This is a genomic window from Shewanella sp. H8, assembly GCF_040285065.1.
Taxonomy (GTDB): Bacteria; Pseudomonadota; Gammaproteobacteria; order Enterobacterales; family Shewanellaceae; genus Shewanella; species Shewanella polaris.
This window is the reverse complement of record NZ_CP157213.1, coordinates 1,243,436-1,265,521: the sequence shown is the minus strand read 5'-3', so window position 1 is coordinate 1,265,521 and position 22,086 is coordinate 1,243,436. Positions and strand designations below refer to the sequence as shown.

Here is a 22,086-nt window from a genome sequence, read left to right as displayed (position 1 = left end):
TTCACCATAAAGTGACTTCTAATCTAACGATAACAATACAATAACAGTAGGCACGCTATGCCTGCTGTTCATCCAAGTGTTAAGAGAACATGTTATGACTATTAATTATCAAGTAGTGATGGATACGTTAACGTCACAACTCGGCGCTGACGCCGTATCGAATGATCCTGTCCGCCGTTTTGCGTGGTCAACAGATGCCAGTTATTTCCGTATCGTACCTAAAATTGTGGTGCATGCAGATACCCCTGAACAAGTTAAAATCACCCTTAATATTGCCAAAGCTAACAGCGTACCAGTGACTTTTCGTGCCGCAGGTACCAGTCTATCGGGTCAAGCTATCGGTGAAGGTATTTTATTGATTTTAGGTCATGATGGCTTTCGAAATATTGACATCAGCGAAGACAAATTATCCATCACGTTAGGCGCCGCAGTGATTGGTTCTGATGCTAATTTAGCGTTAAAGCCGTTCAATAAAAAAATTGGCCCCGATCCTGCCACCTTAGCTTCAGCTAAAATAGCAGGTATGGTGGCAAATAATGCCTCTGGCATGTGTTGCGGTACCGCTCAAAACAGTTATCAAACAATCAAGTCGGCTAAATTAATATTCGCAGATGGAACTGAACTTGATACAGGCTGCCCACATTCAAAAGCGGCATTCAGTCAATCGCAGCCCATGTTGCTAGCGGCCTTAAGTGATTTGGCACAATTAACCCAAAACAATCCGACTTTAGCAGCACGTATTCGTAAAAAATTCTCAATTAAAAATACCACGGGCTACAGCATAAATGCACTGGTAGACTTTAGTGATCCCTTTGATTTAATCAATCATTTAATTGTAGGTTCTGAAGGCACACTCGCATTTGTTAATGAAGTGACTTATCACACGGTTGAAGAGGCCAAATACAAAGCCTCTGCCATGGCCGTGTTTTTCAATATGGAAGATGCCGCGAGTGCAATCCCCCCTATTATAGGTGATAGCGTAGCTGCAGCAGAATTACTTGACTGGGCATCAATTAAGTCGGTTACCGGTAAAGCTGGTATGCCGCTATGGCTCAGTAATTTACCCGAAGGTTCAGCAATTTTATTAATTGAGTGTCGTGCAAACGATGCTGAAACATTAACAAAATATACTGAAGATGTGATTGAAAAAATCGCTCATATCAAAACGGAACGTCCAACCGAATTCAGTAATGATCCTGCTGTTTATGGCCAATATTGGGCGATGCGTTCTGGTCTATTCCCTATTATTGGCGGAGCAAGACCAAAAGGCACATCAGTCATTATTGAAGATGTTGCATTTGAGGTTCAGCACTTAGCCGCCGCGGCAGCCGACTTAACCGCATTATTCCATAAACACGGTTACCCTGAAGGGGTCATTTATGGCCATGCATTAGCGGGTAACTTCCACTTTATTATTACACCCACTTTTGCCTCACAAGACGATATCAATCGTTTCCATGGCTTTATGCAAGATGTCGCAGAAATGGTGATCAACAAGTACGACGGGTCAATGAAAGCTGAACATGGTACCGGTCGTGCTGTCGCCCCATTTGTTGAAATGGAATGGGGTAGCGACGCTTACACCTTGATGAAGCAAATTAAACAGGTATTCGATCCAAGTGGATTATTAAACCCTGGGGTTATCCTCAATGACGACACGCTGGTGCACGTTAAAAACATTAAACCTTGTCCCGTGGTTGATGACTTTGTCGACAACTGTATTGAGTGTGGTTTTTGTGAAAAAACCTGCCCTACATCGGCACTGAATTTCTCGCCACGTCAACGGATTGCGGTACTTCGTGAAATAGAACGTTTAGAACAATCTGGTGACCAACAAGCTGCGGCAAAAATGCGTGCCAGCTCCAAATACGATGTTATTGACACCTGTGCAGCGTGTCAGTTGTGTACCATTGCCTGCCCAGTTGATAACAGCATGGGTGAGTTGACTCGTAAATTACGTACACCATACATCACCACCACAGAACAAAAAGTGCTCGACTTCCAAGCTAAGCATTATGGTGCGGTTAACCAAGTGATCAGCACAGGCTTTGATATTTTAAACATTGTCCATAAAATAACAGGTGATGGCATTACCAATTCGATAATGAAAGCCGGCCGTCTTATTTCAAAAGAAGTACCCTATTGGAACCCTGACTTCGCTAAAGGCGGAAAAGTAACTAAGCCTTCAGCGCCTAAAGAAGGTCAGCCAACGGTTTTATACTTCCCAGCTTGTGGAGGTAGAACCTTTGGCCCAACACCGAAAGATCCTGACAACCGCACATTACCAGAAGTGGTGATCACCTTACTTGAGCGTGCTGGCTACAATGTCATTATTCCAGAGAATACTCGTAGTTTATGCTGTGGGCAGATGTGGGAGTCAAAAGGTGATTTTAAAAATGCCAACGCTAAGCGCGATGAATTGATAGAAACATTAAGTCGACTGTCTGAAAATGGCAAAGTACCTGTAGTAGTTGATGCACTGTCTTGTACGTACCGCACACTAACGGGTAATCCAAAAGTGAAGGTGCTCGATTTAGTTGAGTTTATGCATGATGAATTATTACCAAGCATGACCATTACTAAGAAAGCCAACATTACCCTTCATCAAGGTTGTAGCGCTCGTAAGATGAAGCTAGAGCCTAAACTGCAAGCTATTGCAGATGCATGTACTCACAATGTTGTATTACCTGAAGGCATTAATTGCTGTGGTTATTCTGGTGAGAAAGGCTTGTACAAGCCAGAAATTAACGCCAGTGCTTTGCGCAACATTAAAAAGCTCATTCCGCTAGAAACCAAAGAAGGTTATTACGCTAACCGAACGTGTGAAGTGGGGTTAACTCACCATAGCGGCATTTCTTACCGTCACTTAGCTTATCTACTTGAAGAATGTACACGTTAGTGAACTAGGAACAAGGTCAATAAAAAGGACATTGATAATCTATCAATGTCCTTTTTTATTGGGATATGAAAGTGATGCCAAAGTGTATAACAAGTTCTTGCTAGATCTCGCAAGCAAACAACTGCTGTTGCAATGTATCGCCATCAAGTGGTGTCTCGCTAATGATCTCAATTCGCGAATCAAGCGCATCATCTAATTCATCTAAGCTCAGTGTGTCATCGACCATATTGACACTTAAAATACCATCGTCAGTGATAACTATCACTTTAAGCCTAAGCACATTTAACGCTTTGACCAATTCAACCCACCGCATAAACAGCTCAAAGTTGAAACTGCGTTGGCTATCAATAATCCAGCCACTACTGTAACAACTTTCACCTTGATTGGTTTTATAGATAAAACCTTTCTCAGCAAGCTGTTGTTGGTCAAATTGTTGATCATCGTCATTCACTGGCGATGTTGACGAGGCCATTGGCAAAAACCATTGCTTAGCACCGCCTGTTAATAAACGTGTAGGCTTAGTCGATGCTAATGATTGCTTGCGATTAAGCTTAGCTGTGGGTTGATCCAATAAATCGATAATCTGTTGCAATAACGCTGTTTGAGTAAAGTGATCATCACAATAAAGTACCGGAGTCTCGGCTCGCTGTAGCTGAGCCATAAACTCGGTTAACTGTTGTTTATCTTGCTCAGTATAGTATTGCGCTTTATTGGCAATCACCGTATCAGCAATTTGTAATTGCTGAATAAAAGTATAATGGTTGTAATAACGGTCGTCACTGATTTTGCGGGCGTCTACCAAACATAAGCTGGTTTGCAATTTAATCACTTGTTGAAAATGTGAGGCCTGCAATAACGATAGGATTTCCGCAGGATGACCGAGCCCTGTAGGTTCAATCAATAATCGGTCAGGTTTAGCTTGTTGAATAAGTTGATTGATCGCCACTTGTGTCATCACACCAGCAGCACAGCAAAGGCAACCACCGGGCACTTCTTTAATCACCACACTTGGCAATGCTGCTTGGTTTGGCTGCTGATCAGCTTGATTATTATCTGAAGTTGCCGTAACAGTATTAAGCAAACTGCCATCAATACCAATTTCGCCAAATTCATTAACCAACACAGCCCACACTTCATCAGGTGGTTTATGGGCTAACAATTGCTTAATGAGCGTGGTTTTACCCACCCCCAAAAAGCCAGTAATAATATTAGTTTTTATCGGTTTGGTGATCATTTTTTCGCTTTAGCGTATTTGCCTTTTCGGGTAGGCTTTACGTCTGTTTGAGAAGGCTTACCACGTTTATGCTTAAACGCTTTTTTCGTTTTTTCTGCCGCACCATCTCGGTATCGAGCAGGCAATGGTGCGCCTTCTTCATATCCTGTTGGTACCATTATTGGCAATGATTGTTCAATAAGCTGTTCTATCGCACCAAGCAATTCAAGCTCTTGTGGACTCACCAACGAAATGGCTTCACCACCTAATCCAGCTCGCCCTGTACGTCCAACACGATGAATATAATCTTCGCACTCTTCTGGCAGTTCAAAGTTAATCACTCTTGGCAGCGCTTGGATATCAAGGCCTCGAGCAGCCAAATCGGTAGCGATTAATACCCGTAACTGACCCGCTTTAAACTCTTCTAAAGCACGGTTGCGTGCCCCTTGGCTTTTATCACCGTGAAATACCGATGCCTTAATACCGTCTAGGGTTAACTCACGGTATAAATGATCTGCCGTTTCTTTGCGGCTGGTAAACACCATAACTTGCTGCCAATTATGTTTACCAATGAGTTCCGATAACAACTCGGCTTTTCGGCGAGTATCTACTTTATACACTTGCTGGACAACATTGGCGGCTGTGGTTTGGGTTTCAACATGGACGAATTCAGGATCGTTTAGCATCTTAGCCGCAAGGGTTTTAACCTCTTCAGAAAAAGTAGCCGAAAACATCATGGTTTGATGCTTTCGAGCAATTAAGCGTTTCACTTTTTCGATATCTTTAACAAAGCCAAGGTCGAGCATCCGGTCTGCCTCATCAATGACTAAATGAGTTACCGATGATAAATCCAATTCATGCTGACCAATAATGTCGAACAATCGTCCTGGCGTTGCCACCAATACATCCACGCCTTGCTCTAATGCCTTACGCTGAGGGTTAATACTGGCGCCACCATAAACGGCTAAACTAGTAAGATTAATAAACTGGCTGTATTTAACTAAGTTCTGTTCGATTTGAATAGCTAACTCACGCGTAGGTGTCATGATAAGTACACGTAAGCGTTGCGACGGCGACAAGTCCAAATCATCTTGTGCCATGAGCTGGCTTAACAAAGGTAATGCAAAAGCGGCTGTTTTCCCTGTGCCGGTTTCAGCACTGGCTAATACGTCTCGACCTGCTAGCGCTAGTGGGATCACCGCTTGTTGGACAGGAGTAGCAGTTTGATACCCAGATTGATTAACCGCATCTAATATTAATGGCGGTAACCCTAGCAACGTAAATGACATAACAGACTCAATAAACAATGAAATAGGTCGCTATTGTATACTAATCCCCAACAGAATAACTAACCTCAGTTAGGTTTAAGGGATGAGATAAAGATAGAGAGAAACCAATCTTTCACCGATTTCATATCAAACTAGTCATATGTTTTATCTGCAAGGTGTGTTCATCTAAAGCGGCATCAATAGCGGGTCGATGGTCAGTGAATACAAATGAGTAAATGCAAAATGGCTGTTGGTTAATCGTTTATTATCCGTAGCAGAGCTTCATCTTGTTATCGTACTGTTTATCGACGTCAGCATACGAAAAAGGCTTAATCGATAACAAGTATCAACAATATTTTAGGGTATTAGAATGTGATGGTATTAGGTTAACAATTGACTGTTTAAAATACGTTTATGCTCTTGGGTTTGGGTTGGTATTAAGTACTGCTGTTCAAAGTCATCACGACATAAAGCATGTGAAAATAAATACCCTTGAGCATAATCACAACCTACCAAGGTCAGTAAACGCCGCTGGTTTTCGGTTTCTACACCTTCGGCAATCACTTTCATCCCAAGTTTATGAGCCATTACAATCATCGCTTCACACAAACACAGATCATTACTACCCGCAGCCAGATTATTCACAAAACATTGATCAATTTTAAGGTAATTAACACTGAATTTCTTTAGATAAGGTAAGGATGAATATCCGGTTCCGAAATCATCGAGCGACATTTGCATACCCGCTTTGCGATAAGCTAATAATTTGGCCTCAACATTTGTCTCAACATTAAACAATAAGTTTTCAGTAATTTCGATACAAATATTTTTCGTCGGTAAGGCCAATTGCGACATATGCTTAAGCCAACCTTCAATGTCTGTAGACTCATTTCGAAACTCCACCGGTGACTTATTGATACTGATTTGCACATCAAAATTAAACTGCGTTTTCCATTGTGCTGCCTGCTTGCAAGCTTGATAAAATACCCAATTGCCAATATCGATTATCATTCCAGTATCTTCAGCAATAGAGATAAAATCTGCCGGTGGAATTAACCCCATAGTAGGGTGCCTCCAACGTATCAATGCCTCAGCTTTGGTGACCTGCTGATTAGTAACATCAACAATTGGCTGATAATACAACTCAAATTGATGTTGAATAATGGCAACTTTGAGGTCCTGAATTAACATGATCCGTTTTTGTGCATGGTCTTGCATTGCAGGGGTAAAATAATTAAATCGATTACGCCCACTTGATTTAGACGTATACATCGCTTGATCAGCATTCTTTAATAACGTGTCGGTTGTTTTGGCATCGTCAGGGAATAAGGTGATACCAATACTGCCACTAATATGAGCAATTTGATCACCTAGAATATAAGGCTCGGCAAGCGTTTTTAGAATTTGTTGGGCTACACGTGCTACCCCGTTAAAATCTGCTAGATTGGTTAGCACTATTGTAAACTCATCCCCACCGAGGCGGGCCACTAAATCGTTTTCTCGTACACATTTTTTGAGACGGTCTGCAGTATCAAGTAATAACACATCGCCCATATCATGACCCAAAGAGTCATTAATCTCTTTAAAATAATCTAAGTCTAAAAACATCAATGCAAAATGATTATCTTGTCGTTCAGAGAGCAATATTTCTTGGTTTAAAAAGCTTAATAACATTCGGCGATTAGGTAACCCCGTGAGCGCATCATAATTTGCCTGACGCCATATAAATTCTTCAGTTTGTTTTTTCTCGGTAATATCAGAAAATAACGCCACAAACTGTGCAGTTTGAGATTTTGTTTGGATAATTGAATTAATGGTTAATAATATAAGATAGTTTTCACCATTTTTTCGCTGCATCCACACTTCGCCATGCCAATGCCCTTCCCGATTGAGCTGTTTTCTAAGTTGTTGATAAAAACGCTTAGGTTGCAGGTCTGTTTCAAACATACGTAAATGCTTGCCTTGAACGTCCTCTTTGCTGAATCCTGTAATTAAAGAAAAAGCAGGGTTTGAATCAACGAGAATTCCCTTAGTAGTAAACACACTCATGGCTTCACTGGAGTTTTGATAAACAGAAGTAGCAATACTCAACGAGTCTTCAACTTGTTTTATATCAGTAATATCACTATGGGTTCCGCAGACTCTAAGTGGTTTACCTCTGTCATCAATATCAACCACTTTGCCAGTTTGTAAAATCCAATGACTAACGCCCTTTAAATCCGTCAATAAGTACTCAACTCGCTGGCTAATACATCGACCTTTTACCATTTCATTGATACTGCGCAGAAACTTAAATTTGTCTCTGGAACGTATCGCGTTGAACCACAACTCAGGATGTAGATTAAGATCTTCAATTGAACACCCTAGAATATCTGCACTATATTGATTCACGCTAATACGGTCACTGACAACATCCCAATCCCATGCCCCTAATTCACTGCTATCAAGCACTAACGCGAGATGCTCTTTACTTTGTAATAAGGCTTGTTGAGATTGTTTTTGCTGGGTAATATCTAAAAAGCCCGCTATCACTAAAAAAGTATTGTCTTGAACATGACGACGGCATGCAACGGTCATATGGGTGTAAACAATCGATCCATCTTTGGCAATAAAACGCTTATCAGTTTCATACTCATCAAGTTCGCCGTTGGCCATCTTATCGAATAACAATAAATCTTTATTGAGATCACCTGGGTGAGTTAATTCTGGCCAGGTTAATGATGTTAATTCTTTTTCTGTGTAACCGAACATCCGGCATAAGTAAGGATTTACTTTCAGCCAATATTTCGTTTTAGTCGTAATTGCAATCCCTATATTACCAATATCAAATTGATTTTTAAAAAGAAAATCTTCTTGCAATTTGACTTGAATATTGCGGTCATAAAATTCTATTTTGACAAGTAAATGGCCAATAACGATGGTGAATAAGGGTAAAATAACTAATATAGGAAATAACACATTACTTATGGCTTGTAAGGCTTGTTCATAGGGCAATAAAAATAACCACAACAGCGAAATGACATGTACAACAATGCCAAAAATGAAGAATTCTCGATAACTAATTTGATCTAATTTGTTATGCCTAAATTGACGCCAAACCAACCCTATCAGCCCACTACTTCCCAACATGAATATTCCAATCCACACAGCTACGCCGCCTAAATGGAAACGATAAAGTGCCATGATAATTGTTGCAAGCAAGGTTGGAATGGCACCAAAGAACAATCCACTTAAACAAAGCACCACAGAGCGAGCATCAAACAATGCTTCTTGTTGGTTTACCAAGGGATCTATCATGATCACGACACCAATGGTACCAATCAGTCCACCCATTAAAAATTGCCATAGAAAAGACGCCACCTTGCGTTGATGGGAGGACGATAGCGAATACACATAAACCAGCGCTAGTAATAACGCTGCATTTTCTAAAATTGAGAAAAAAACATTTAGATTAAACACCTATACATTTCCCTTATCCATAACAAACACAGTAGCATCCAGGCTATCTCTATTTAGTGTAGTAGAAGCAAACCAACTGAAAGGTATTTTTAACTTTATACCGTAACTCATCCCATATAAAGAACATAATATTTATGTATCATTTTTATACTACATTCTATCGTTACCGCATCACAAACAAACTTAATGCACGTGTAAAAGAGCTACTCAATATTCCGGCTATGCCAAGAACGCCATCATCTCAGATCACAGTTACGCGTAAAGTGTCGTACTTGTTATAAAATCACTTAATTATTGTTACTTATTGGATACAAACTGGCTCCATGTCACATAATAACGCGTCTAATATAGATATGTTTGCTGTAGAGAATATTTAATTTTATAAAAAGGACAATCAATATGGCGACTAAATTTTTTATCCCCAGCGTCAACATTCTTGGTCAAGGCGGCGTAGATGAAGCAATTAAAGACATTAACGCATTTGGCTTTACCAAAGCATTAATTGTCACCGACAAACCATTGGTAAAAATTGGTTTAGTTAAAAAAGTGGCTGATAAACTTAATGCCAACGGCATTGAAGTGGTTATATTTGATGGCGTACAGCCGAATCCAACAACAGGTAACGTGACAGCGGGACTTGAACTATTAAAAATCAATCAGTGTGATGTGATTATTTCTTTAGGCGGCGGTTCACCACATGATTGCGCCAAAGGCATTGCACTTGTTGCCACCAATGGCGGCAATATTAAAGATTATGAAGGTGTGGATGTATCAACTAAACCACAAATGCCGCTAGTTGCCATAAACACCACTGCAGGAACTGCAAGTGAAATGACTCGTTTTTGTATTATTACCGATGAGGCAAGGCACATTAAAATGGCCATTGTCGATAAAAATACCACCCCAATTCTTTCTGTGAACGATCCTGAATTGATGCTTGAAAAGCCTGCATCACTTACAGCCGCTACAGGTATGGATGCATTAACACATGCTATTGAGGCTTATGTTTCTATTGCCGCTAACCCCATCACAGATGCCTGTGCAATCAAAGCTATTGAGCTCATCCAAGCCAATTTAATTAACGCCGTTAAGCAAGGTGATAACATTCAAGCCAGAGAACAGATGGCTTATGCACAGTTTCTAGCTGGCATGGCTTTTAATAATGCCAGTCTAGGCTATGTACATGCGATGGCACATCAGCTTGGCGGTTTTTATGATTTACCACACGGTGTATGTAACGCATTATTGCTACCTCATGTACAAACCTACAATGCCCAAGTTGTACCTGCACGTCTCGCGGACGTAGCAAAAGCAATGGGAGTAGACACTACAGCAATGTCTGATCAACAAGGAGCCAATGCGGCAATAGAAGCCATTAAGCAATTGTCGAAAGCCGTTAATATTCCTGAAAATTTAACTCTGCTCGGTGTAAAAGCAGAGGATATTCCAACATTAGCAGACAACGCACTCAAAGATGCGTGCGGTTTTACTAACCCTAAGCAAGCAACACATCAAGAGATTTGCCAAATTTTCACTAACGCACTATAGCCAGTTCGGTAAACTAATACTCAAGCTCACATTAAATTGTGAGCTTTTTTTAACCGATCATTTAATGTAAAAAACTAGCAATGACAACAACTTATTTTTAATTTAGTAAAAAGTGATGCTTAGATCTAAGTTCTTAAAATAAGGATTGACCAAAATAAAAAATAAGGTCTATAGTAAAACCACTTAGATAGCGAATAGGTAGGTAAGCAATGACAGCAATTACTCATGTATACAATTACACAGTTAGATGCCCGCATTATCAAGATAATGAACAACCTCCAACATGGCTAAACCACATCGAAGTAAACCAGTCTTGTGAAATTGCACTCGACCGTATCACTAAATGGCACAACATCTCCGGCACTAAATCATTCGAGCTTGAAGATTTTGTGGTTAGAAAAGCCGATAATGAAGAAGCTTTTTTTGCCATGCAAAGTAGCCGCCTTAAGAACGATGGCCATGCCCTTGTCACCTTTAAAATCTTTTTAGACAATTGTTGCCAAGATGCTTCTCCAAATCAAATAATGGAGCATTTAATCGATGACTATCAACAACGTATCGCTAAAATTGAATAATAAATTCAGCCTATTTCACATTCATATTAAGGAGCTATAATAGCTCCTTAATTTTTATTTTTTATTCTTTGCTTTAGTATTAATCCATCACCCACACCACAACTTATCTTTATGGCCAACGCTCATAATGTTCGCAAATAATACACATCATTAAAGCAATTAAGCCGCGTTAGCACGCATACCATGTGGAATAGGTAAGCCATTTTCATTTACATTTACAAATACCATTTTATCGATAAAGGCTATCGGCGCATGATTGACTTTATTGCGTATTTTACAACGTACCGTCACAGAGCTTTGGCCCAAGCTTACTAGCTCAAATCCAAATTCAATGATGTCGCTAGTTTGTGCTGGTGCCATAAAGTTAATTTCAGATATAACCTTGGCAATATGAAATTGGCTGCGCATTTGGCAACTGGCAAAAATACTAGCTTCTTCATTTACCCAACTCAATAGTTGGCCACAGCATAAACTTTTAGTGCTATTAAGATGAATTGGCATGACGATATGACGTGAGAAATATTTCATGATGACCCCATTATTTGCTTAATTAATTTTGCGCCAAGCGACGCATACCTCAAAATAAGTAGCAATGTTCAAGCCAATTATTTTAATCATTAAAAACAGACAGATAAAACCATTATACGTTTTTCATGAGGTCGTAATGCCCTCAAAAAATACATTACCGCACCAAAAAAGACAAAGGTCACACTCAGTGTGACCTTTAATGAAGCAATTTATTTACGAGAAGATTAACCCATAAGTTGTTTTAAAGTATTAACAAACACCTTGATGTCGTTCGCACTAATATCTTTATGAGTGACCAAGCGTAACTGCCTACTTGGGCTAATAATGATACCTTTATCTGCTAATGAAGCGGCAAGCATCTTGGGGTCGATATCATCTGCTAATGTCGCGAATACCATATTAGTTTGTACCAAATTAGCATCAACAGTAAATTCTGGCATTTCAGCCAGCAATAAAGCCAAAGCCTTAGCATTATGGTGATCATCCACTAAGCGGTCTACCTGATCGGTTAATGCTAACTTTGCCGCTGCAGCAATAATCCCCGCTTGTCGCATGCCACCACCCAACATTTTTCGCCATCGAGTGGCTTTACCAATTAGCCTCTCATCGCCTAACAGAATAGAACCTATCGGCGCACACAAGCCTTTTGATAAACAAATCGATACTGAGTCAAAATATTGAGTAATATCAGCTATGGCAATACCTTGAGCTACCGCAGCATTAGCGACACGAGCACCGTCTAAGTGAATTTTAAGGTCACGATTAAACGCAAGGCTTTGGGCTTGAGCTAAATAATCTTGGCGTAATACCTTACCGCCGATGGTATTTTCTAAACTCAATAACCGTGTTCGAGCAAAATGCACATCATCAGGCTTAATAGCCGCTTCAATATCACTCAGCAAAATGCTGCCATCAGTTTGATTATTCAGTGGTTGAGGTTGAATACTACCTAATACTGCAGCCCCACCGCCTTCAAACTTATAGTTATGTGCTTGTTGGCCACAAAGGTATTCATCGCCCCGTTCACAATGCGACATGAGTGCCAGCAAGTTAGCTTGAGTCCCCGAACTGACAAACAAAGCGGCATCAAAACCAAACATATCTGCAGCCATATCTTGTAAATTGTTTACTGTGGGGTCGTCCCCATAAACATCATCTCCGACCTCAGCTCTAGACATAGCTAAACGCATTGCTTCAGTTGGTTGGGTAACCGTATCACTTCGAAAATCAATCATCCTGAACTCTATCCTCATTCACACAATAATTGCAGAAACAACACCATTACTTCGCAGCAGCTGATATTTCAGTTAATGCCGCTAATGCTGCATCATAATTGGGGTGTTCACTGACTTCGGTTACTAATTCTTGATACTTCAATAATCCTTGAGTATCAATAATAAAAATAGAACGCGCTAACAAACCGTGATCTTTAATCAACAAACCATATTTTTCACCAAAATCACGCCATACAGAGTCTGATAATACGATAATGTTATCTACGTCTTCAGTTTGGCAAAAACGTTTCTGGGCAAACGGTAAGTCTTCACTAATAGTCAGCATCACCACATCAGTATCAAATTGAGTAAATTCTTTATTAAACCGTTTAGTCTGTAACGCACATACTCCAGTATCTAAACTGGGAACGGCACTAATCAATACGGTTTTACCTTTGAAATCACTTAAACTGACAGGATTGAATTTTTCATCCACTACAGTAAACACTGGTGCAATTGTATTTAAACTCGGTATTTTACCTTCTAAAGCGACAGGGTTGCCGCCCATGGTAATCATGGTTTTTTCGCCAGCAAAACTCTGAGTACTAATAACCGATGTGGATAGTAATGTAATCGCTGCAAAGGTAGAAAATAGCTTCATGGAAAACTCCTGGTATAAAAAAACCAGCAAATGCTGGTTTTTATCAATATTAAGTTGGCAGCAATATTATTTTGCTGGAACTTCTTTAACATGTAAATCCATTTGTGGAAATGGAATTTCAATATTTGCTGCATCTAATGCATTCTTGATTTGCTCAAGTAATTCAAAGCGTGCAGGCCAATAATCACCTGTTTTAACCCATGGGCGAACCACGAAGTTAATTGAGCAATCAGCAAGTTCTGCTAAACCGATAGTGTAACCAGGATCTTTTAATACAGACTGGTTGTTATCAAGGATCTCAGCAATAACTTTCTTCGTTGTTGCAATGTCAGCAGAATAAGACACACCAATCACTAAATCGATACGACGCTTTTCTAACGCAGAATAGTTAGTAATAGTACCGTTCATAATCGCTGAGTTAGGCGCAATAATGATTTTATTGTCACCCGTACGAAGACGTGTTGAGAAAATAGTAATTTCATCCACTACGCCAGCAACACCTGCGGCTTCAATAAAGTCACCAACGCGGCATGGACGGAAAAGCACCATCAACACACCAGATGCAAAGTTAGAAAGCGAACCTTGTAACGCTAAACCAACAGCTAGACCTGCAGCACCTATCACAGCAACTAATGATGCTGTTTGCACACCAACTTGACCAAGTGTGGCGACAATAGTAAATACAAATACTAAGGCCCAAGCTAAGTTAGCCACAAATGAAACTACAGTTGCATCTACTTTTCGATTAGTAAGTAATTTGCTTGTTATGCGTTTTGCTACACCGGAAAAATATTTACCGATAAGAAAAATAACAATTGCAGCTAAGGCTTTAAGACCATAAGTCATAAAAAACTCAGGCGCCTGCTCGATTAAAGCGTCTAAACCTTCTAGGTGTTCCATTTTTTGTCTCCCTTTATAGCAGAATTACTCTGCCGAAATAATAAACTCTACGCGCCGATTACGCTGCCGCCCTTCTATTGTGGCGTTATCCGCCACCGGCATATTGCTACTCATTCCAACGACCTCAATAGAAGATGGTTGGAATTGGTATTCATTTACAAGTAAATCTTTAATTGTAACTGCTCGTCTTAACGACAACACCCTGTTAAAGGCATCACTACCAATACTATCGGTATGCCCTTCTAAACGAACAACCACTTGTGGGTTTTGCTCAATATATTGTTGTACTCTAATGAGAGTGGGTCTCTGAGTTAACAACACTTCTGATTTATCAAAATCAAAATACACAGGTTGAAGAATAGACCCAAAACAATCTACCGCTAGTAAAATATCTCGTTGTTGACGACATTGTTCAGCAATAAGTGCAGCATTATTGGTAATTGTTGCACCTAATTCTGCTTCATCAAACTCATCATCAACTTCGTCATCTTCATCGACAATGAGTATTTCAGTATCAATACAACCATTTGCCATAACAACACTATTTGCAGGAGTATCATTACAAGCGTCTTTCTTATCAGGCACTCCATCAAAGTCAGTATCAACCCAAGCATAAGCATTACAGATAAAAAAACCAAACAAGATCAATGTCACAGTTCGAATGATAGCCATACATACCCCTTCGACATGACATCGAAATTTGTTAACGAGTCGTATTTTAACTGTTTATGGCTTAAATTAAAAGACAACTCCTTATAATCAATATCTTGCGAAAAATATTTACAAAAGTGCCAGATAAGCCCAGCCATAGCTATCGGCCTCACTCCCAATAACATTACCCAATTCAGCCCTATTTAGTAACAAAAGACAAACAAGCTATTAACCAATATAAACAGAACTTGTTGCTTTGACACAATTTATAACAAGCTTAATATCTCTGTTCCCCGCATTAACATTGACTTTGCCGCATTGAAAAGGGTATATAAGGTTAGCTTTTTGATGTTTGATTTATATTTAGCACCAAACTGATATTATTTATTATAAAAAATAAACAATAAAGTTGCTCAGAACTGCTTAATTGCCTTCAAATACCCGATATATCAGGTATTAATTGCATAAGCAGTCATAGACAACTCTGCAAACAATTATTTCTGTGGCAATATTTTATCACAGGCAATCACAAGCTTAAGGTGGAAGACTTAATGAGTGACGCAAAACCTCAAGGAACACTGTTTGGACACCCTAAGGGGCTGTTCTTACTTTTTACAACAGAACTATGGGAACGCTTTAGTTACTACGCTATGCGTGCCATTTTGGTACTTTATCTTGTTGATAAAGTGAAAAGTGGTGAAGGTGGTGGTGGTCTAGGCTGGAGCCAAGCAGATGCATTATCACTATATGGTACTTTTACTGGCTTAGTATATTTGACTCCACTTATTGGTGGTTGGTTAGCCGATAACGTATTGGGTCAACGTAAGTCCATTTATATTGGTGGCTTCTTAATGGCAGCAGGTCAATTTACCCTTGCTGCACCACATAGCTGGATGATAGGTTTCGAAACCACAATATTTTATATTGGCTTAGGAACCTTAATCATAGGTAATGGTCTATTTAAGCCAAATATTTCAACCATGGTTGGTGATTTATATCCTGCTGGTGATCACCGTCGCGACGGTGCATTTACTATTTTCTATATGGGTATCAACTTAGGCGCTGCACTGTCAGGCTTTATCGTTGCTTGGGCTTATACTTCATTTGGTCATGAAGCGGTTATCGATGGTAAAGACGTATTTATCAACAACTGGCAAGCAGGTTTCTTCTGTGCAGGTGTCGGTATGATCGTATCCTTGATTATTCAATTCTTCTTTGCGCAAAAATTACTTGGCGACATCGGTACCGAACCGGCCGCTAAAGTTGAACAAAGAAAAAATGAAGCTAAAGGTGAAACCAGAAGTGAGCCACTAACGAAGGTTGAACGAGATCGTATTAAAGTCATTATGGTAATGGGACTATTCACCATTATTTTCTGGGCTGGCTTCGAGCAAGCTGGTGGTTTAATGAACTTGTTCACGAACAATTTCACCGATCGCATGATTGGTTCATGGGAAGTGCCTACCACTTATTTCCAATCACTCAATGCTATTTTCATTGTTGTGTTTGCACCTGTGATAGCTTCTATTTGGATCCGCCTAGGTAAAAATGAACCCAACTCACCGATTAAATTTGCTTTAGGCTTATTCTTATTGGCTATTGGTTTCTTATTCATGATGGGTGCTGTGTTCGAGATGGGCGGCGATGCTTCTGTTAAATCAAGCATGTGGTGGTTAGTAGGAGCTTACTTCTTCCATACCATGGGTGAATTATGTTTATCTCCTATTGGCCTATCAATGGTGACTAAACTTGCTCCACTGCGTATAGCCTCATTAATGATGGGTGCATGGTTCCTCTTTATTGCTGCGGCAAACAAAATTGGTGGCCTAGTGGGTTCATTAATTGGTCACGGTGGAGATGTCGAAACACAACTTGAAAATGCAATGGCTATTTTTGCCGGTATTGGTATTACCGCTGTTGTTTCAGGGATCATTTTATATTTAATGTCTGATAAGTTAGTTGATTGGATGCATGGTGCAGAAAGCAAGCATGACACTGAAGAACAAGCTTTAGAAGATGAGTTATCAGTAACAGCAGACCACGAAGCAATTAAACGTTAATTTGGTTTAAATTCACGGTAATAACGTTACAATAAAAATCCCCTCCAAGTTAACTTGTGAGGGGATTTTTTATTTTGCCTTGGCATTCTTCACCTGCAACAATTAATAAGTGCCCTAATTTACCGACAAGCTAACTGCATAAAACCACCAGCCTTAATATCAGATTGATAAACCAAACCCGTAAAGCGATTTTCAAGCAATTGCTGCTTATGCTCATAAAAATGGGTGCCAATACAAATCTGTTCATCTCGCAATAAAATTCTAGTTTGTAAACTCGGTTTACTCCATTGAGTACAGCCAAGGGATGGAGACTCTGGTAACACCAAAGGAGTCAGGTCATTACCATGACGTAAATAGCACCTTAGGCCTTTTCCTGACTGTCCAATAGAGACGCGGTATTGGGGCAAATCGATGCATACATAAATAATATCGGTATTGATACGCAACCCAGATTTCACCATGCGTTCATTAAGATAAGCCAACAAATTATCTGGTTCGATTAAGGTGTTACTTAAGCCATTTCTAAACAACTTTAGTTTCTGATTAATAAAACTGCGCAATAATATACAACCGAAAGCAGCGCTGTTGTCCTCTGGCGAAAAATGCGCCATATACATGACTAAATGGTCTTCACCCACCATGGTTGAATCAATAAAGTAAGCACTCACATCATTGTTTTTAAACAAACTATAATTGATATCCGCAGTGGGATAAGAAATATGGGAAGCTGGAAATAACTGTTGTTGAACACTTTTGGCGGCTTGGGAGTTTTGCTCGAGTAAAAATAAATTGTCCGTGAGTTCTTGATAAGACAACTCATTCATTTCTTGTAAATGTGACAGTCCTGAAACATTCATTGGCGTAGCAGCAGACATCATTGCCTGTATAATAGCCTGTTCAATCATGAATAAATCAGCAATAGGTTTAGTCAAATAGTCGCTGGCACCGAGACGCAATGCTTCCACAACATCAGCCATCACATCATTACCAGAAATGACAATCGCAGGTATCGCAGGATTAATATCTTGCATTTGCTTAAGCATCGACAGACCATCAAGGCCTGGCATAGTTAAGTCAGCAATAACAATATCGAAAATGGCATGTGAAAAAAAAGAAATACCTTCATGGCCATTACAGGCTTGTTGAACTCGAGCACCTTGGCACTGCAAAAACTCAGTAACCACATGGCGAAATATTGGGTCATCTTCAACAAAGAGTATCTCAACATCAGTTAGTGCCATAAAACAACCTCATAGACCTACATTATCGAGGTTGTTTTATACCTCGACTAATCTAGTTCATCTAAATATTCGTCAAGTAAATCATCATCTACCTGAGTTGATGGTACATCACCATCAAAAACCTTGTAATCCATATGCTGCAAATAAGCATTTTTTACAAAAGCATAAGGGTCAAGAGCATTGTCTAGTAATCTTTCTTGATCAATGGCTTTAGTACGAGCGTCTAAGCCTTTTAAACCCCATTTGAGTACAGACTGCCACATCGTTAACTCAGATAAAGGAAAGTATAGACCATCCACCCAATCAGAGGCGATTTCTCTCGTCACAATTGGTCCATAAAATGGTGCCATAAAATAAGGACCATTTGGGGTTCCGTAATAACCTAAAACTTCGTTGAAATCGTCTTGTTTGCGGCGCATTCCCATCATGTCAGCAACATCTACCAAGCCCAGTAAACCTACGGTAGTATTGATGGTAAAACGGCCACCAGCATTAGCTGCCCACCCCCACTTTCCTTGAAGGGTATTATTTATCATCGAACTAGGCTCTTCTAAGTTATAAACAAAATTATTGACCCCCGTTCTTACTGGGTTAGGAACATAATCTTTATAACTATGTGCCACAGGACGGATAAAGTATCTGTCTAAAAACAGATAATTAAAATCCCACATGGTGCGGTTAATCGCTTCAAATGGATCACGATGATCATTGTATTTGATTTCAACTGCGGGTAATGATGCGACAACTTGAGGTGCTTCGCCTTTGGCATACACGGGCATGCTAACTGCAACAACCACCTGAAGTAATATCCATTTATACTTCATATAATTCTCTTTAAAATGACAAAAGGTACTACTCAACAAACTGCTCTTTCTGTCTTTTTATTAAAGCAATTTTTGTTCAAGTCGATATAATTTAGCTGGCAGTGTTAGGCTATACCTTACAATGTTTAACCATCAAGCCTTGATAGTATGTCTTTGTTTCCAGCATTATCCACTAAATCTATAGTGAGTTACCCTGTTCAAAGGTAACGGAGGGCTAAGGATACTGAGCCTGTTGACAATATCAATCAAAAATTTGTAAATGAGGTTAATATTCTTCATTGACATCCTGGTTGATTTCAATAAATAAGCATGTTTATTTGATAGGATTTCTATGGCTGTACCCACAACATTTCCCGCTAAAACGGTCAATACCGTCATATCAAAGCCTGCAGATGCAAGTCAACAAACCGTGCCAGAAAAAAAACAAACACAAGCTAATAACCCCCCCTTACCAACGCAAACTTCAAGCGATAAATCAGTGGTATCCACTTCAGCAGCCGCTAAATCTGATTTAGCAGCAGTATTACTGCCAGTCAAGGTCGTACAACCGCCAGCAAGTGCACAACTCGATGTCACCATTGAAAATAAACAGTATCAACTTAATAAGACCGCTGAACTGCAAAAATTATTACAACAAACAGCACAAGTTGTTATTGCAAGCGATCAAGCTAAACTGGTAGCCCGAGCAGAGGCTAATGCAAACCAAGCTCAGATCCAAGCACAAGTGCTTAATAACCAAGCCAGTGGCATATCCCCCCTTCAAACCACACCGACAAGCTCAACGACGCCACAACCAACCCAAACGCTTGCTACTCAAATAATTCTTCTAGCGCAGCCCATTCAGCTTGCGCTACCACCAGCACTTGAAGAACTGGCAAAACAAAATGGAGTATCAACACAACAGCTAGCTGCATTAGCAGCAAGGGTACAAGGTTACCCACTGCCAACGGCCGTGCTCTCTCAGGGGCAATTGACATTTTCAAGCGGTACAAGCATACAATTACCTAGCAATATATCACTCAATGCAGGGCAGTATTTAGCAAAGGTGGTAGTGCAAAATCAACAATTACAGCTATCTCTTACACCAGTGATAGCAGAAGTGAATGTTGATTTAACTAAAGTAGTAAAAATGCCTCAAACAGCACAATCTTACTCAGCAGAAAGTATCGTTATAACCAAAAATGAACCAGCCCAAATTCTTAGCCAATTTCTAAAAAAACTCGAAGCGACCTCATTACCGCCAACCGATAATGCGGTAAAGGCAAATGACATTCCACAGAAAAATGCTCCTGCATCAACGACATCAATTACAACTCCGACTCAAGATAACAATGCCACTAAAGTGACCTCTGCCGCCATTAACCCGTCGGCAAAACTCGGTGGTTTAGATAGCAATCCTACAGTGTTAAATAACGTATCAACAAAGCAAACCGGTCAAGCCACACCGCAGTCAGAAGCCAATCTAAGTAAAACGACTACAACAACATTAGGCTTAGACAATGGCGCCACAAAAGATGTGCTCGGCAAAGTGAATAAAGACCCTGCCCCCATTGAAGTATTGAATAAAGCCTTATCAAAAGCGGGAGCAATGCCAATAAAACAACAATTGACTCAGCAGACCCCGCATAATTTGGCGACAGAATTATTTAAACATTTACCCCAAATGAGCCCACACCCTTTAAGTGCATTGAGCGATCCAGCATTACTCAGCAGCGAACTATACAGTTTAGCAGCGCTTAACCTTGCTCAAACACAACTTGGACATTCAACTAACTTACAGCCCTCACCACTATTTTCTGGGAGCGCAATAACCACCTTATTCCAGTTATTATTGGGCGTAAAAACAAAATCAACAGGTTCAGGGATCAGCGATAAACTTCAAGCACATCTCGCACAATTACAACAACGGACACTCAGTAAACTCAGTGCAAATTCGGGATTATTTGCAGCATTGGATAAACTAGGTGGAGCAGACTCTCTGGCACAATTGGCCAGCAGTATTTCGTTATACCAACACGCCAGTACCGATCCTAATCAAGCCATGACATGGTATTTTGCCCTACCCTACTCAATTAACCAACGCAATGAACAATTTGAAGGTAAATTTGAGCAAGAGCAAGATCAAGATAATAACAAAAAAGCAGGATGGAAACTCCAACTCAAATTTAACTTAGCGCAAGGTTCATTATTAATTTGCGCACATAAACACGCTGAAGTGCTTGATATTCAATTTAAAGGCAATAATCAAATGTTACTCAGTAAAGTCGATCGCTTTAATCAAGCATTAGCAGATAAAATAACTCAAATAGGGTTTACGCCAGGCAAGCTTACAACACAGTTAGCCCAAATACCGGCAACCTTATTACCTGGTGATCATTATTTAGTTAAAACTCGAGCCTAGGGTCTGTTGATCTTTGCAGGTTAAATTTTGTTCGAGATAAAAACGTTTTAATCGAGGCGAATGGATTGCTGTAAAAACAACCTTGAAAGATCAACAGGCCCTAATAGAGAACATGATGACAGACGATCCTAAAAAAATATCACAGGCTGTTGCACTCAGTTTTGATGGTAAAAGTGCCCCTAAAATTACCGCTACAGGTAAAGATTTAGTAGCCGAAGAAATCATATCAATTGCCAAAGAGGCCGGGATCCATATCCACCAAGACCCACATTTAAGTGAATTTTTGCAACTGCTAGAATTAGGTGACGAAGTGCCTAAAGAACTCTATTTGTTGATAGCTGAACTCATTGCGTTTGTGTACATGCTAGATGGTAAATTCCCGGAACAATGGAATAACCTCCACCAGAAAATTGTAGTTCAAGTGTAAACGATGACACAATGCTAGAGGCATCAGAACTCACACAAAGTAAAATGAGAAATATACGCTATAAGTCAATGAATTAAGCTATCATTCAGTGCGTCCGTCATCATAGTGGCTAGTACACATCAATTCAAAATATAATAATGTGTTGATATAACTGAACCTCATAATGTGTTCCTTTTTAGGCATTTAAATAATGTTGCTATACCTTCATAATGTACGC

16 protein-coding genes are annotated in these 22,086 nt (G+C 39.9%); 6 read left to right on the top strand and 10 right to left on the bottom strand.

Features of this window, described 5'->3' with window-relative positions:
- Nucleotides 1–94 precede the first annotated feature (94 nt).
- Nucleotides 95–2,899 (top strand): FAD-binding and (Fe-S)-binding domain-containing protein, encoded by a 2,805-nt coding sequence (locus ABIS04_RS05525; protein WP_350432852.1) that lies wholly within the window; start codon nt 95–97, stop codon nt 2,897–2,899.
- A gap of 100 nt (nt 2,900–2,999) precedes the next feature.
- Here ABIS04_RS05525 and ABIS04_RS05520 read toward each other — a convergent pair whose 3' ends face one another.
- From ABIS04_RS05520 to ABIS04_RS05510, 3 genes are all read right to left on the bottom strand, one after another.
- Complete coding sequence (locus ABIS04_RS05520; RefSeq protein ID WP_350432851.1) at nt 3,000–4,133, bottom strand: GTP-binding protein; 1,134 nt, start codon at nt 4,131–4,133, stop codon at nt 3,000–3,002.
- Complete coding sequence (locus tag ABIS04_RS05515) at nt 4,130–5,401, bottom strand: DEAD/DEAH box helicase (protein WP_350432850.1); 1,272 nt, start codon at nt 5,399–5,401, stop codon at nt 4,130–4,132. Before ABIS04_RS05515 ends, ABIS04_RS05520 begins: the two co-directional genes overlap by 4 nt.
- A 360-nt stretch (nt 5,402–5,761) precedes the next feature.
- Nucleotides 5,762–8,839, bottom strand: coding sequence for an EAL domain-containing protein (locus ABIS04_RS05510; RefSeq protein ID WP_350432849.1), 3,078 nt, complete (start codon nt 8,837–8,839; stop codon nt 5,762–5,764).
- 399 nt (nt 8,840–9,238) lie between these two features.
- On the opposite strand from ABIS04_RS05510, the gene yiaY reads away from it, so the two are divergent.
- Nucleotides 9,239–10,387, top strand: coding sequence for an L-threonine dehydrogenase (gene yiaY / locus ABIS04_RS05505; protein WP_350432848.1), 1,149 nt, complete (start codon nt 9,239–9,241; stop codon nt 10,385–10,387).
- Between the two features lie 209 nt (nt 10,388–10,596).
- Nucleotides 10,597–10,962, top strand: coding sequence for a cytoplasmic protein (locus ABIS04_RS05500; RefSeq protein ID WP_140233693.1), 366 nt, complete (start codon nt 10,597–10,599; stop codon nt 10,960–10,962).
- Between the two features lie 159 nt (nt 10,963–11,121).
- On the opposite strand, the gene ABIS04_RS05495 is transcribed toward ABIS04_RS05500, so the two are convergent.
- The 5 genes from ABIS04_RS05495 to ABIS04_RS05475 form a co-directional block, all read right to left on the bottom strand.
- Entirely contained in the window at nt 11,122–11,490 is a 369-nt protein-coding gene (locus ABIS04_RS05495) for an acyl-CoA thioesterase (RefSeq protein ID WP_137221965.1), read from the bottom strand.
- Between the two features lie 224 nt (nt 11,491–11,714).
- Nucleotides 11,715–12,725: a low-specificity L-threonine aldolase gene (ltaE, locus tag ABIS04_RS05490; protein ID WP_350432847.1), complete on the bottom strand. Its 1,011-nt coding sequence runs from the start codon at nt 12,723–12,725 to the stop codon at nt 11,715–11,717.
- A 46-nt stretch (nt 12,726–12,771) separates the two neighbouring features.
- Nucleotides 12,772–13,365 carry a thiol peroxidase gene (tpx, locus tag ABIS04_RS05485; protein ID WP_137221969.1) on the bottom strand — a complete coding sequence of 198 codons (594 nt, stop codon included), beginning with the start codon at nt 13,363–13,365 and terminating at the stop codon, nt 12,772–12,774.
- A 66-nt stretch (nt 13,366–13,431) separates the two neighbouring features.
- A complete protein-coding gene (locus ABIS04_RS05480) occupies nt 13,432–14,265 on the bottom strand; it encodes a mechanosensitive ion channel family protein (protein ID WP_137221973.1) in 834 nt (277 codons plus the stop codon).
- A gap of 24 nt (nt 14,266–14,289) precedes the next feature.
- A complete protein-coding gene (locus tag ABIS04_RS05475) occupies nt 14,290–14,937 on the bottom strand; it encodes an OmpA family protein (protein WP_140233690.1) in 648 nt (215 codons plus the stop codon).
- A 530-nt stretch (nt 14,938–15,467) separates the two neighbouring features.
- On the opposite strand from ABIS04_RS05475, the gene ABIS04_RS05470 reads away from it, so the two are divergent.
- Entirely contained in the window at nt 15,468–16,976 is a 1,509-nt protein-coding gene (locus tag ABIS04_RS05470) for a peptide MFS transporter (RefSeq protein WP_140233689.1), read from the top strand.
- 119 nt (nt 16,977–17,095) lie between these two features.
- On the opposite strand, the gene ABIS04_RS05465 is transcribed toward ABIS04_RS05470, so the two are convergent.
- Together ABIS04_RS05465 and ABIS04_RS05460 are read right to left on the bottom strand one after the other, a co-directional pair.
- Nucleotides 17,096–18,217, bottom strand: coding sequence for a response regulator (locus ABIS04_RS05465; protein WP_140233688.1), 1,122 nt, complete (start codon nt 18,215–18,217; stop codon nt 17,096–17,098).
- A 47-nt stretch (nt 18,218–18,264) separates the two neighbouring features.
- Nucleotides 18,265–19,041 (bottom strand): VacJ family lipoprotein, encoded by a 777-nt coding sequence (locus ABIS04_RS05460; RefSeq protein WP_140233687.1) that lies wholly within the window; start codon nt 19,039–19,041, stop codon nt 18,265–18,267.
- A gap of 331 nt (nt 19,042–19,372) precedes the next feature.
- On the opposite strand from ABIS04_RS05460, the gene ABIS04_RS05455 reads away from it, so the two are divergent.
- Nucleotides 19,373–21,442 carry a flagellar hook-length control protein FliK gene (locus tag ABIS04_RS05455; protein ID WP_350432846.1) on the top strand — a complete coding sequence of 690 codons (2,070 nt, stop codon included), beginning with the start codon at nt 19,373–19,375 and terminating at the stop codon, nt 21,440–21,442.
- 112 nt (nt 21,443–21,554) lie between these two features.
- Complete coding sequence (locus ABIS04_RS05450) at nt 21,555–21,869, top strand: EscU/YscU/HrcU family type III secretion system export apparatus switch protein (protein ID WP_206194447.1); 315 nt, start codon at nt 21,555–21,557, stop codon at nt 21,867–21,869.
- Nucleotides 21,870–22,086: the final 217 nt, after the last annotated feature.